Here is a 12,953-nt window from a genome sequence, read left to right as displayed (position 1 = left end):
CGACCGGCTGGGGCTTCCCCGGTTGGCCGCGTGACCTCAACTTTCCGAACCGCCGGATGCGGACCCGCTTGTCCGGTGGTGTGGCAGGGGAACTCCGAGGCTATTCCTCGGAGCCCCTATGCCGATTTCCGCACAACCGGGGGCGGCTGTGCCGCATGACACGCTCGGGCAAACGCCATCTCGTTGTTTCGGCGCATACTGAATCGGGGAACCGTCGCGTCGCGGCGGTGTCCATCCCACGTCCCGGTTCCGGGACGTTCAGGCCGTCGACCGAACTTGACAGGGGACCGGGGCGAACTTAGGTTCTGACACCTCTTCGTGGGTCCAATTCGCCCGTTAGGGTCCGTCGCCGGGAGCCAAGTCATGACATCAAACCTCGCCCGAAGCGCGCGCCCGATGGTGGAGGTCAAAGGTCTCGTGAAGAGCTACGGCGATTACCACGCCGTCCGCGGGATCGACTTCACCGTTCATCAAGGCGAAATCCTCGGCTTTCTGGGCCCCAACGGCGCCGGAAAGACCACGACCATGCGCATCGTGACCGGCTACATGCCGCCCACGGAGGGCACGGTGCTGATCGACGGTCTCGACGTGATGACCGACAGCCTCAAGGCCCGGCACCGCATCGGTTACCTTCCCGAGCATCCGCCCGTGTATCAGGAGTTCACGGTTCGCGAGAATCTGGATTTCGTCGCCAAGCTCAAACGGATTGCGCGCACCGAACGCGCGGGACGCATCGATGTCGCGATGGGCCGATGCGGCCTGACCCACGTCGCCGACCGCTTCGTCGGTCACCTCTCCAAAGGATACCAGCAGCGTGTGGGGCTCGCCGCGGCGATCGTCCACGAACCCGACGTGCTCATCCTCGACGAACCGACGATCGGGCTCGACCCGGTGCAGATCCAGGAGATTCGCGCCCTCATCAAGGAACTCGGTCGCGAGCACACGGTGTTGCTCTCCACGCACATCCTGCCCGAAGTCGTCATGACCTGTGACCGCGTGGTCATCATCAATCAGGGCAAGGTGGTGGCCGACGGCACCGTCGCCGAACTCACGCGCAAAGTGGCGTCGAGCCGGAGCCTGACCGTGCGCCTCGCCAGCTACGACCAGAATGTCGCGAAGCGACTCGCGAAGCTCGACGGCGTGCTCGACGTACAGGCGACCAACGTACCGGGCGAGTACCTGCTCACCTCGCAGGCCGGCGCGGATATCGCCAACGAGGTCGCCCTCGAGGTGCTCAACGCGGGATGGGGACTGCTGGAAATCGCCGACAAGATGCCCTCGCTCGAAGAAGTCTTCGTGCGCCTCACAAGTCACTAGCCAAACGAGTCATTGGGAGCACGCGATGGGCCTGTTCACGATCTGGCAAAAGGAATGGCGGCAGTTTTTCCTGTCGCCCGTGGCGTACGTGGTGCTCGTGGTCTTCGTCGCGCTGGCCGGGTTCTTCTTCTTCGACACCTTCACGTACTTCGTGCAGATGCAGTCGATGTATCAGATGTACCAGAGCCCCGGCATGGCCGAGCAGATGAACGTCAACGACATGATCCTCACGCCGCTCTTCCACAACCTCTCGGTGCTGCTGATGCTGATCGTGCCGCTCATCACGATGCGGCTCTACGCCGAGGAAAAAAAGAACCGTACCGACGAGCTGCTCCTCACGAGCCCGATTTCCGAAGCGTCGATCGTGTGGGGCAAATACCTGGGCGCGGTGTCGTTCTACATCGTCGCCCTGATGCTCACGTTCCAGTTCCCGGCGATGCTCGTGAAATTCGCGAACCCCGACCCGGGCAAGATGGCGACCGGCTATCTCGGGCTGTTCCTCATGGGCAGTTCGTTCCTCGCCTTCGGCCTGTTCGCGAGCACGGTCGCGAAGACGCAGATCCAGGCCGCGCTCTACACCTTCTTCCTGCTGCTCGTGCTGTGGATACTCAACTGGATCTCCGAATCCATCGGCGGGGCCAGCGGCGAGATTTTGAAATACCTCGCCATGACGACGCACTTCGAAGGCTTCGCCTCGGGCACGATCGCGCTGCCCGACCTGATCTACTTCGCGTCGTTCATCGTCTTCTTCATTTTCCTGGCGACCCGCGCGGTCGAGAGCACGCGCTGGAGATAAGCCGATGAAATCGTTCGCCAAAGTCCTGAAATACGAGGGGCTGCTGCTCAGCTTCATCGCGCTCGTGGTGCTGCTGCTCGCCACCGACATGTTCGTGCGTTTCTGGTACGTGCTCGCGGTCGGCCCCGTCGCGCTTGTCGCGGGGCTCGCGCTCGACCTGGGCTCGGTCACGTCCACGCTGCGCCGTCGCACCGCGCGATTCGGCGCGAACGCGATCGTGTTCACGATCGTGGTCGCCGCGATCCTCGTGTTCCTGAATGTGATGGCCAAAGGCTGGGATAAAACCTGGGACGGCACGACCGCCGGGGTCAACACGCTCTCCGAGCAGACCGTGAAGATCGTGCAGAACCTCGCCGCGCCCGTGCAGGTGACGGCGTTTTTGGAAACGACCGAGGCGAAGACATTTGAGAATGTGCTGAAGCGTTATCAGGAAGCCGCCAAGCCGGAGATGTTCACGTACCGCATCGTCGATCCCGACCGCGATCCGCAAACCGCGCAGCGTTACAATATCCAGCGCCGGGGCGCGATCGTCGTCGAGCAACAGGGCAGCCAGAACATCATCGGCGAGCAGACCGAGCAGGCGCTCACGCAGTCGATCCTGAAGGTCACGCAGGCCAAGGGCGGGCCGATCTGCTTTGTCAGCGGCCACGGCGAGGCGAGCCTCGGCGACAACGAGCAGAACGGCGCGGCGCTCTTCAAACGGCTGCTCGAAAACGAAAACCACGAGGTGAAGGAGATCGTGCTCGCGGGACGCGCGGTCCCCGACGATTGCGCCGTGTTGGCGATCGCCGGACCCGATCGCGCGTACGGCGAGGTCGAGGTCAAGACCGTCACCGACTGGGCGGACAAGGGCGGCCGGCTCCTGCTCATGGCCGAAACCAGCACGACGACGGGTTTCGAGGCGTGGCTCGAATCGCTTTCGGTGAAGCTGAACAACGATGCGGTGGTCGAGCCCTTCGTCAATCCGTTCTACGGCAGCCAGCTCGGCGTGACCCCGGTGGTGCAGGACTACCCGCCGCACGAGATCACCAAGGACCTCAAACAGCCGACGATCTTCAGCCTCGCGCGCTCGCTGACGCTCAACACCAACGCCAACGCGCCCGCGATGGTGTCGCCGCTGCTGCGGACGACCGCCGAGGCGTGGGGCGAAACCGACATCCCGGCGCTGCTCGACGACGGCAAGGTCGAGAAGTCCGATGGCGACGCTCCCGGGCCCCTCGTGCTGGGCGCGGCGGTCGAGATGGCGCCGGACGCGCAGCCGAATCCCGCCGAGGTGGACGAACCCGAAGCCCAGAAGACTCCGCAGGGCGGCGGTCGGGTGCTCGTGTTCGGCGATTCCAACTGGATCCGCAACGAACTGATTTCGCAGCTCTACAACAGCAATCTCGCGCTCAACTGCGTCGCGTGGCTCGCGGGCAAGGAAGACATCATCTCGATCCGGCCCAACACCTACGACGCCGCGCCCGTGTTTCTGACACCGCAGGACCGCGACGCGGTCTTCTTCGTCTCCGTCTTTTCGGTGCCGCTCCTCGTGGCCATGTTCGGCATCGGCGTTTTCATCGCGCGGGGACGCCGGAGCGACGCATGAGCTTTCGCAAGACCCTCCTTGCGATCGTGATGCTCGCGGCGGTCGCGGCCGTATTCTTCCTGTACGAAAAGCCGCGCCAGAAAAAAGCGGTGGACGACAAGGAGAGCGCCGAAAAGGCGATGTCGATCGACCTGGACCAGATCGACCGCATTCGGATCGCGCAGGGAAAGGCCGAGATCGTCGTCGAAAAAACCGGCGACGATGCGTGGAAGGTCACCGCGCCTTACACCGACGACGCCGACAAATACACCGTGCAGGGTATGGTGTCGCAGCTTCGCAACGCTCGCGCCGAGCGCGTGGTCGAGGAACCCGACGCGGATCTCGGCCAGTACGGTCTCGACGATCCGCGCCTGCGCGTCACGGTGCGTGCGAACGGCGTGGAGCAGTCGATCGATCTGGGTGCGACGCACACCATCGGCAACTCCGTTTTCGCCAAGCGCCCCGACAGCCCGAAGCTCCTCGTCATGCCCGACACGTTCCTTGCCACGTTCGAGGTTCCGGCGGTCAAGCTGCGCGACAAGACGATCTTTCCCAAGGGCTACGACGTCGAGCCCGAGCGCATCGAGCTGCAGGACGCGGGCGTGACGCGCTGGGTGCTGGTGCGCGAAGAGATCAAGCCCGAACCCGACGCGGCGGACGAGGCCAAGTCCGATGACGACGCCGCGCCCGACGACGCGCCGAAGACCGAGACCATTTGGCGCATCGAGGGTCCGAGCCCATGGTGGAAGGCCGACGATCAGGCCGTCTCGGATCTGGTCGGCGCGCTGCGCGAGTTGCAGGTCGAGGGCGTGGTCACCGAAACCGCCGAACGCACCGCGGAAAACAGCCTCGCGCCCCCCGCGCACACCATCATCGCCAAGTACGGTGGGACCGAAAACCGCGAGATCCGCGTCGATCTGGGGGCTCAGCCGGAATCGGACCCGCAAGACCGCATGGCCGCCGTGCCCAAGGGCTATCTGGCCCTCGTGCGCGAGGCGACCGTCGCCAAAATCGCCAAACCGGTGGCCGATCTGCGCAGCCGCCTCCTCGGCGATTTCGCGCTGTCCAAGGTCCGAAAGGCCCGGTTGCAAACCGGCGCGGGCGAGATTATAGTCTCCCGCTCCGCCGAGCAGGATTTTTCCGCGCCCGGCGCGGAGACGCTCGACGACGAGCGGGTGCTCGCCGACCTTCGGCGGCTGGTGGATCTGTCGGGGATCGGCGAAATCGAGCCTCGGTTGGCCAACAAAGCCGTCAACGCGCTCATGAAGCCGGATCTGGTGATCGAACTGACGGGCGATGGGGACCGTGTCCTCGCGCGTGTCGAGGCGACCCGGATGCGGGAGCCGGGGTCGAAGGACGACTTCGTGGTGGCGCGCGGGCTGACCTCGCCGGCGATTTGGCGGGTCGATCCGTCGGTGCTGGCCGGTTGGCCGACGACGATCGGCGATTGGGTGAAGCCGGCGGAAGCCGCGCCCGCCGCGGAAGGCGCGGGCGAAGGCGAAGGCGAAAAGGGCGAATGACACGCGGATCATCCGCGAGGAGCGACGCAGCGATGGCACGAATCACGGTCGAGGATTGCATCGAGCAGGTGGAAAACCGTTTCGCCTTGGTCCTGCTGGCGGCGAGGCGCACGCGCATGCTCATGAAGGGCAGCCGGTTCCTGCTTCCGCAGACGGAAAACAAGCACATCGTGAACGCGCTGCGCGAGATCGCGGCGGGCAAGATCCACGTCACGCGCAAGCACGGCGACCCGGTCGAAACCGAAGTCGCGGAATGATGAGGGGAACGCCATGGGCAGCGTGATCAAAAGCCGCGAGCAGTTGTTCGACGTTCGAATGATCGAACGTAATCGCGTCAAGGGGCTCGTGTCCGACGCCGACTACAAGGCGTGGCAGAAGTCGCTCAAGGATGCCGGCGACAACGCCGAGTACCTTTCCGCCGAGGTCTTCTTCGAGGAAGCCGCGGAGGCGGATTACGACGAAGACGACGAAGACTAGGGCGCGCACGCCGATCGCCGGGGGTCCCAGTGTCCGTCACGCGTGACTACTACGAGATTCTCGGCGTCCCCCGCGACGCCTCCGCCGCTCAGATCAAAAAGGCGTATCGCGAACTCGCGGTCAAATACCATCCCGACCGCAACCAGGGCGACGCCGAAGCCGAAACCCGCTTCAAGGAAGCCTCCGAGGCCTATCAGGTCCTTTCCGACGCCGAAAAGCGGCAGACCTACGACCGCTTCGGCCACGACGGACTGCGCGGATCGGGCTACCAGGGCTTCCACGATTTCAACGACATCTTCTCGTCGATGGGCTCGATCTTCGAGGACATCTTCGGCGGCATGGGCGGCGGTTTCCGCTCGCGCCGCGACGGGCCCTCGCGCGGCGACGACCTGCGCTTCGACCTCGAGATTCCGTTCGAAGAGGCGGCGTTCGGCGCCGAAAAACGCCTCGACGTGCAAAAGAGCGCGACCTGCCTGCACTGTCACGGCAGCGGGGCGGCGCCGGGCTCGTCGCCCATCGCGTGCCCGCTCTGCCACGGGCAGGGGCAAGTGCGTCGATCGCAGGGATTTTTTTCGATCTCCACCACCTGCCCCAACTGCGGCGGCGTCGGTCGCATCATCAAGGAGCCGTGCGCCGAGTGCCAGGGCAAGGGCCGCGTTCTGGAAAAGACGCAGGTCTCCGTGCGCATCCCCGCCGGCGTCGAGGACGGCATGCGCCTGCGCGTGTCGGGCAAGGGCGAGGACGGCACACGCGGCGGCCCGCCGGGCGACCTCTACGTCTTCATCCACGTGAAGGCGCACGAATTCTTCAAGCGCCACGAAGACAGCGTCGTGATCGAGATCCCGATCGCCGTTCACGAGGCCGCGATCGGCACGCAGATCCAGGTGCCCACGCTCGACGGCGACGTGGCGCTCGCGATCCCCGCGGGCACGCAGCACGACGACATCCTCAAGATCCGCGGCAAGGGCATCCCGCACCTGCGCGGCTACGGGCGCGGCGATCAGCTCTGCATCATCAAGGTGCGCGTGCCGAAAAAGCTCACCAAGCGCCAGCGCGAGCTGCTCGAGGAATTCGGCAAGATCGAATCGGGCAAGAAGCCCGACGTGCTCGGCAGCCTGCTCGACCGCATCAAGCACTTCGCCATGGGCGAGGGGTGAGCCGGGCGGGACCTTCTACGACTCTAGACCCAACCGCCGAATCTCGTCCAAAAAAACCTGCTCTTCGGGAATCTGCATGGACCCCGCCAACAGCGCGGCTTCGAGGAATAGATTCTTGGCCTCCACCTTGTGACGTTCTTTATCCTTCGCAGCCAGTATCAATGCGATGTGCGCCAAGCAAATCGCGCGCGAACGGGTATCGCCCATTTGTTTATATGCTGGCAACTCTCTTTCGCGTCGAATGCGCAAGGCTCCGTCGAAATCGCCACGCGCGAAGAGAACATCCGCTATGCCGCCCCACGTCGCTGTGCTAGAGTTTAAATCACCCAATCTCTCGAATATCGGCAGTAGTTCCTCGCGTCGGATGCGTAGGGCTTCGTCAAGATCGCCGTGGTTTTGCAGAATGTCTGCGATCTTGCCCATCGTCACCGCACGCGAGCGCACGTCGCCGAGGCGCTCATAAACGGGGAGCTCTTCCTCGCGGCGGATGCGCAGGGCCTCGTCGAACTCGCCACGAATTAGCAGGATGTCCGCGATGTAGCCCATCGTCACCGCGCGCGAGCGCACGTCGCCGAGGCGCTCGTAAACGGGGAGCTGTTCCTCGCGGCGGATGCGCAGGGCCTCGTCGACCTCGCCACGAATTAGCAAGATGTCCGCGATGTGACCCATCGTCACCGCGCACTCTCGCACGTCGCCGAGACGCTCGTAAACGGGCAATTGTTCCTCGCGTCGGATGTGCAGGGCTTCGTCGAGGTTGCCACGCACTTGGAGAATGTCTGCGATCTTTCCCCACGTCACCGCGCGCTCACGCACGTCGCCCAATCGCTCGAAAACGAGCATCTGCTTGTTGCGGATACGCAGCGCCTCTCCGAGTTCGCCGCGCATGAAGTACACGTCCGCAATGTATCCTTCCGTTTGCGCTCGTTCGCTTGCGTTGTTCCGTCGATCAAAATCGTCCAACGCTTCGCTGTAACGCCTCAGTGCCACATCGTAGTCGCCCTGTAAGTAAGCGATTCTGCCGCAATCGATATTTGCGTTTCCAGTGGCCACGAAATCACCCGTTTTCTTTGCTTCCATTCCTACCCGCTCGTACCATCGTGCTGCGACGTCGATTTCTCCCAGCAGAATGTGGATCTTCGCAATACGCGAGGTAACTTCGAATCGCCGGCGCTCGCCTTCGGGGGTCTCGGCGAGAATTCTCTCCAGAAGCTTCGCTTCCCGGCGAAGGCGTTCGTGGTCACCCAGCGGGGCCGCTTCGAACCATCCGGCCTCGAATCGTCTCCAATCCATCCGCAAGGGAGCAACCTTGGCGTCGAATTCGTAGATGGCCAAAACGAAATCGGCGAGATCGGGAACCGCGCGGCGAAACGCGACCGCCGCCGCCGTACGTAGCCACATCACAGTCTTGACGCCGACATCCCGCGCTAACACATCCCGTGCGAGGCTCAGGTCGATGACGTTCTGCGCCGGCGTCTCCCGGTCCGTCGCGTCCAGCAGCAACGACTCCATGCCGGTGACGAAAATGACGTCCGGTGCGTGCGCCCCGGTCGGATGTGCGGTCTCCCGCAGCCGTGCATAAAGGCTATCCCGGGGTCCGACCTCGGACCAGTCGAGGGTCTCGACGAAGGTGCCCGCGTTCGACGCTTCGACGAGAACCGCCGCGATCGTGTCGTCGCGCACCGCGCGAAGACCGTACTGGGCGATGACCAGTCCGAATTCCTTCTCGCCCGCCGTCACGAAGCGGACGAGACGTTCGAAATCGCCGATCTCGCCGTGCGACTCTGACAATCAGGGCGCCTTAGTGGCCGCAAGCTTTTTGTCGGCCGCGATGAATCGCTCGTCGCGCATGATGAGCGGGTGCACGTCCCACCACGGCACGCCGTTGTAGTTGAGCACCAACGACTGGATCAGCAAATATCCTTCGGTCTGATCGTTGACGATCTTCTTCTCGCGATGGATTCGAGCGAGGCGCTCCCAGTCGTCCGCACGCGCGACGGCCGATCGTTGAGCGCCCAGCCGGGCCGCCGCCTTTTCAAGGTTCTCGATCGTGACCTGCGACCCGCTCGCGCTGTCGCACGCGGTCCGAACGAGGTGGAAGATGTCGCGGATACGTCCGCCGGAGTATTTCGCGGCCAGACGAACCGTCTCATCGAAGTCCTGGAAAACACCCGGCTCGACGCGACGGTCGATCATCTCGCGCACGACCTCGCACACGGCACCCGCGACCACATCCGGCGGGTCGCTCTTCCTGCGAATCGGCAACACCGGCGCGGCGACAACCTCGAAAGCCTCGCCGGCGGTCACGCTAATGGGCGCGAACTGATCGGCGCTGTGAAAAAACAGAACCAGATGACAACGCAGTTGGCGAATCTCATCGGCTCGACGCAGCACGGATGCATCAACGATTTTGCGATCCGGGATTTTCTCCAGATTGTCGAATACGACGACAAGCTTGCGTTCTTTCCCATCCTTTTTCTGAATGGCTTTCTGCGCCGCGTCGAGCAGCCCGTTGGCCCGCGCCAGAAGATCCACGGGGTCCTTGTCCGCCCGTTTTCGGATTTCCTTCCGGTACTCGTTGTCGTTACGCAGGAGCGCTGTAAATTTCGCCGTCAGTTTCGCCAAGAGCGGGATGCCGTAGGAGGCGCCGGCGCCCGTTTCCAAGGACCCCGAAATCTGGGTGCGGTGCTCTTCCGTCAGCAACTCCTCGGCGAACCAATGATGGACGAGCTCCGCTTCTTCGGACGGGATCTCGCACTTCAATTCGTCGAGTCGCTCGATCACGCGACGAACAAGGATGAGAAGAAACTCGGAATAGGTGAAATCACCGACATCGAACGAAGCCAGAGAATCGACCCAGACAGGGATCAGGGTTGGGTTTCTCGCGATCGCCGCGTTGACCTGGGTCGTTTTCCCCGTCCCCCCTCCGCCGAAGACCCCAAGATGCACCCATTGGGGGCTGCCGAGTCCTCCGGCAAAGCGCTTCTCGACCTTCGACGAGAGCCCGTAGTCATCGGGGTCGAAGCGGCTTTCGATATCGACGAACCAGCCGTGTCCCGGACTGACGCTGTCGCCCGTCGCCGGTTTGGGGTCGAGCGTCCAGTACGCTTCGCCAGGTGTCTTTGCGCGCAGTGCCATGATTCGGCTCCAATGCAGGCGATTCGGGGGTGGACTCTTCGAACTCGCCTGGCTTGTGAACGCGGGAAAAACTATAGGAAGCGCGGCAACTCGGCGCAAGGTCCGACCGGCGAGGGCGCGAACCGGATCGCGGGACCTCTCGGTACCCGCCGGTCTCGCTCAGACGCCCCGCCCTGCGTCAGAACCCCGCGTAGATGAACTGCGGGCCGGCGCTTCCGAGAAGAATCAGAATGAATCCGAGCGCGGCGTAGACGAGCGCCCAGCCGAACTCGCGTGCGAGCGAGGGGCGCGATTCGACCGGCGGGGCGGGCGTCGGATTCGTTGCGGATGTTGTTTTGTTCGTCATGTCGGATGTCGTTTCGCTCGTCATGTCCATGCGTCCTTAACGGCCCACGAGGCCGAACATCTTGAGGTACGTCAGGATCGCGATGCGCGTATCGAACAGGAAGATCGGCCAGGACAGGTTCATGAACTGGATCGTCATGAACGCGCCGACGACCTTGCCGACGAGCGTCGGGTTCGCGACCAGATTCGGGAAGAGCCGCTCTTTCGCGCGCGTCCACTGGCGGAAGACCACGAGGCCGAGGCCGAGCCAGATGCCCCAGATGAAGTAGTGGCCGATCTGGTTGGAGCCGTGCCAGAAGGCGATGATGAGCATCGTGATCATCGTGTTGATCTCGGCGCGGATCTTGCCCTTTTTGTTGCCGCCCAGCGCGAAATACACGTAGTCGGTCAGCCACGACGTGAGCGAGATGTGCCACCGCCGCCAGAACTCGCGGATGTTGGTCGCCAGGATCGGCCAGTTGAAGTTTTCCATGATGCGGGAACCGAACAGGCGCGACACGCCGATGGCGATGTCCGAATAGCCCGAGAAGTCCATGTACAGATACGCGTAATACCCGTGCAGGCAGAGCCAGATCTGCCACGGACGCAGCGTGAGCGTGGTGACCGGGTTCATGAAGTCGCTGATGAAGCCGTAGAACATGTCGGCGAGCACCAGCTTTTTCACGAGCCCGATCAGGATGCGCTGCAAGCCCTCGCCGAAGAGATCGGGCGAAAACGTCGCCGCCGCCGCGCGCTGCTCGCGGAACGGTCCGAAGCGCTCGATCGGACCCGCGACGACCGTGGGCAGGAACGTGATGTAGTAGAAGAAGTCGATGCCCGACAGCCGCTCGATCGCGCCCCGGCGCGTCTCGACCAGCACGTGCACCGCGCGGAACGTGAAGTAGCTGATGCCCACCGGCGCGGCGAGGGGCAGCGCCGCCATCCACGCGAGAAACGGGATGTGGCCGAGCAGCGAGAACCGGTACTTGTAGAAGATCATCGGCGCGAGCGCGATCACCACGCCGAAGAAGAGCACCCATTTCTTTCCGCGATCGGTCTGCGCGGTCAGGATCAGCCGCTGGAAGTAGAGGCTGACCCAGAGGAAGAGCAGGGCGATGAGCCCGGCCTGCGGCTGTGACGCGAGGAAATAGACGAGCCCGTACACGCACAGGAACGGACCGCGCTTCTCCGCCGGCAGCCACCAGTAGATCGGCAGCGCGACGAGGAAGGCGATGGCGGTGCTCCAGGAGATCAATTCCATGTCGGATTATTTCTCCTTGGCAGCGCGGTGTTTGCGGCTCGTCAGGCGGCGGTCGATGTCCTTCGCCAGACGGCTGGCGACCTGCTTGTGGCCCGCCATGTTGATGTGGTCGGTATCCGAGAAGTACGCCGGGTCGACGGCCTGCGTGTAGTCGAGGATCTGATGGTCGTACTGGCGCGTCACCTGATACACGCGCTCCTTCATGACCGGCACCACGCGCTCCCAGTTGAAAAAGTTCATCTCCTCGACGAAGGGGCGATTGATGGGCGTCATGTAGTACATCACGCTCTGGTCGTGGAGCGCGGCCAGCTTCGCGCCGTCGTTGAACGACACCCAGCTCGGGTTGTTGTCGGTGAAGTCGAAGTTGCCGCAGATCTCGAAGTGCTTGGCCACCAGAACCTGGGGAAGCAACTTCCACAGGTACTCCTGATTGTGCTCCTCCGGTGTGTTCAGCCGGGCCAGCATGGCTTCCTGCGACACGAAGCCGAACAGCTCGTGGAAGGCGTCGGCGATCTCTTTCTGCGGGACCTTTTTCGTCCCGAACATCAGCAGCGACATGAGGTCGCGGTAGCCGTAGGTGTGCCAGGCGTCGCCGACCTTGCCGCTCAGGTAGATCTTGACCCAGTCGCGCGTCGAAATGTTGAAGCGCTGCAGATAGGCCGCCAGCTCGGGATGGCCGAGCAGGTAGTACGCGTTGTCGGTGCGGGCGATGGGCGTGGGCCGAAACGACGAGAACAGCTTGAAATGGACCGCGTGGACGATCAGGTCGGGATCGTCTTTGAGCACGCGGTTCAGCACGCACAGGTGGTCGCCGAAGGTGTTGCCGGCGGTCGCGAAATTGAATGTCTTGAGGTTCTTGTAGCCATACTTTTTGCGCAGAATTTTTTCGGCCATCGCCGGGAACGCGCGGTCGTCCCACGAGTTCAGGTAGCCCTGCATGACCGAGCTGCCGATGCACGCGACCTTGAGGCCCTTGTGGTTCTCGTACTGGTCCAGCAGGTACGGCATCGCCTGCGGGTTGTTTTCCTCGTTACGGACGACGATGCCCGGACGCGAGAAAAACAGGCGAACGGCGATTTCGAGCACGACGAAGATCGCGACGACCATGGCCGCGATCCGAATCCTGCGAAATCGCGGTTCGGTCCGAAACGCGCTGAGGTTCAAGCCTCGTCCCCCAAAAAAACGACGACGGCGCGCGTCGACTTGCCGCGGGGTGGTGGAAAAAAGCGCCGTAATGTGGACGGAAAGCCGCAGCCTTGTCAATCGGCGCAAGGGGCAGGGCAAACGCATCTAAATTCTGGTCTTGTCGGTCGGTTTTCCGCTCGCCAGTTTGTTGATCCTCCTTTTCGCGTTTTTCTCCCGTTCCCGCCGCGAGTGACGAATGATTTCGTCGACGTAT

At 63.2% G+C, this 12,953-nt stretch carries 12 protein-coding genes; 7 read left to right on the top strand and 5 right to left on the bottom strand.

The features are described from left to right. The first annotated feature begins 396 nt into the window (after nt 1–396). The 7 genes from IT350_06560 to dnaJ are packed head-to-tail and all read left to right on the top strand — an operon-like array spanning nt 397 to nt 6,834. Nucleotides 397–1,317 (top strand): ABC transporter ATP-binding protein, encoded by a 921-nt coding sequence (locus IT350_06560; GenBank protein ID MCC6157698.1) that lies wholly within the window; start codon nt 397–399, stop codon nt 1,315–1,317. A 25-nt stretch (nt 1,318–1,342) separates the two neighbouring features. Further along, nucleotides 1,343–2,113, top strand: a complete 771-nt coding sequence (locus tag IT350_06555) for an ABC transporter permease subunit (protein ID MCC6157697.1) — start codon at nt 1,343–1,345, stop codon at nt 2,111–2,113. Between the two features lie 4 nt (nt 2,114–2,117). After that, nucleotides 2,118–3,701 (top strand): GldG family protein, encoded by a 1,584-nt coding sequence (locus tag IT350_06550; GenBank protein MCC6157696.1) that lies wholly within the window; start codon nt 2,118–2,120, stop codon nt 3,699–3,701. Further along, nucleotides 3,698–5,200, top strand: coding sequence for a DUF4340 domain-containing protein (locus IT350_06545; protein ID MCC6157695.1), 1,503 nt, complete (start codon nt 3,698–3,700; stop codon nt 5,198–5,200). The genes IT350_06550 and IT350_06545 overlap by 4 nt, the downstream gene beginning before the upstream one ends. Before the next feature lie 32 nt (nt 5,201–5,232). Next, on the top strand, nt 5,233–5,457 hold the full coding sequence (locus tag IT350_06540) for a DNA-directed RNA polymerase subunit omega (protein ID MCC6157694.1): 225 nt from the start codon (nt 5,233–5,235) through the stop codon (nt 5,455–5,457). Nucleotides 5,458–5,470: 13 nt separating this feature from the next. Continuing rightward, nucleotides 5,471–5,677 carry a hypothetical protein gene (locus tag IT350_06535; protein ID MCC6157693.1) on the top strand — a complete coding sequence of 69 codons (207 nt, stop codon included), beginning with the start codon at nt 5,471–5,473 and terminating at the stop codon, nt 5,675–5,677. Nucleotides 5,678–5,706: 29 nt separating this feature from the next. Next, on the top strand, nt 5,707–6,834 hold the full coding sequence (gene dnaJ / locus IT350_06530) for a molecular chaperone DnaJ (GenBank protein MCC6157692.1): 1,128 nt from the start codon (nt 5,707–5,709) through the stop codon (nt 6,832–6,834). A gap of 15 nt (nt 6,835–6,849) precedes the next feature. Here the strand turns inward: dnaJ and IT350_06525 are convergent, their stop codons facing one another. The 5 genes from IT350_06525 to IT350_06505 form a co-directional block, all read right to left on the bottom strand. Beyond that, a complete protein-coding gene (locus IT350_06525; protein MCC6157691.1) occupies nt 6,850–8,343 on the bottom strand; it encodes a tetratricopeptide repeat protein in 1,494 nt (497 codons plus the stop codon). A gap of 279 nt (nt 8,344–8,622) precedes the next feature. Beyond that, complete coding sequence (locus IT350_06520) at nt 8,623–9,969, bottom strand: hypothetical protein (protein MCC6157690.1); 1,347 nt, start codon at nt 9,967–9,969, stop codon at nt 8,623–8,625. A gap of 178 nt (nt 9,970–10,147) precedes the next feature. Beyond that, a complete protein-coding gene (locus tag IT350_06515) occupies nt 10,148–10,339 on the bottom strand; it encodes a hypothetical protein (protein MCC6157689.1) in 192 nt (63 codons plus the stop codon). 12 nt (nt 10,340–10,351) lie between these two features. Further along, entirely contained in the window at nt 10,352–11,554 is a 1,203-nt protein-coding gene (locus IT350_06510) for an MBOAT family protein (protein MCC6157688.1), read from the bottom strand. A 6-nt stretch (nt 11,555–11,560) separates the two neighbouring features. Next, nucleotides 11,561–12,661 carry an SGNH/GDSL hydrolase family protein gene (locus IT350_06505; protein MCC6157687.1) on the bottom strand — a complete coding sequence of 367 codons (1,101 nt, stop codon included), beginning with the start codon at nt 12,659–12,661 and terminating at the stop codon, nt 11,561–11,563. Nucleotides 12,662–12,953: the final 292 nt, after the last annotated feature.

This window comes from Deltaproteobacteria bacterium (genome assembly GCA_020845895.1).
Taxonomy (GTDB): Bacteria; Lernaellota; Lernaellaia; order JACKCT01; family JACKCT01; genus JADLEX01.
This window is presented reverse-complemented; position numbering and strand designations above follow the sequence as displayed.

Bases quoted from the DNA above. Each gene is read 5' to 3' on its own strand.
- IT350_06525 (MCC6157691.1), bottom strand. From the start codon at position 8,343: ATGGAGTCGTTGCTGCTGGACGCGACGGACCGGGAGACGCCGGCGCAG.
- IT350_06510 (MCC6157688.1), bottom strand. From the start codon at position 11,554: ATGGAATTGATCTCCTGGAGCACCGCCATCGCCTTCCTCGTCGCGCTG.
- IT350_06540 (MCC6157694.1), top strand. From the start codon at position 5,233: ATGGCACGAATCACGGTCGAGGATTGCATCGAGCAGGTGGAAAACCGT.
- IT350_06505 (MCC6157687.1), bottom strand. From the start codon at position 12,661: ATGGTCGTCGCGATCTTCGTCGTGCTCGAAATCGCCGTTCGCCTGTTT.
- IT350_06550 (MCC6157696.1), top strand. From the start codon at position 2,118: ATGAAATCGTTCGCCAAAGTCCTGAAATACGAGGGGCTGCTGCTCAGC.
- IT350_06515 (MCC6157689.1), bottom strand. From the start codon at position 10,339: ATGACGAGCGAAACGACATCCGACATGACGAACAAAACAACATCCGCA.
- IT350_06560 (MCC6157698.1), top strand. From the start codon at position 397: ATGGTGGAGGTCAAAGGTCTCGTGAAGAGCTACGGCGATTACCACGCC.
- IT350_06555 (MCC6157697.1), top strand. From the start codon at position 1,343: ATGGGCCTGTTCACGATCTGGCAAAAGGAATGGCGGCAGTTTTTCCTG.
- IT350_06535 (MCC6157693.1), top strand. From the start codon at position 5,471: ATGGGCAGCGTGATCAAAAGCCGCGAGCAGTTGTTCGACGTTCGAATG.
- IT350_06545 (MCC6157695.1), top strand. From the start codon at position 3,698: ATGAGCTTTCGCAAGACCCTCCTTGCGATCGTGATGCTCGCGGCGGTC.
- IT350_06520 (MCC6157690.1), bottom strand. From the start codon at position 9,969: ATGGCACTGCGCGCAAAGACACCTGGCGAAGCGTACTGGACGCTCGAC.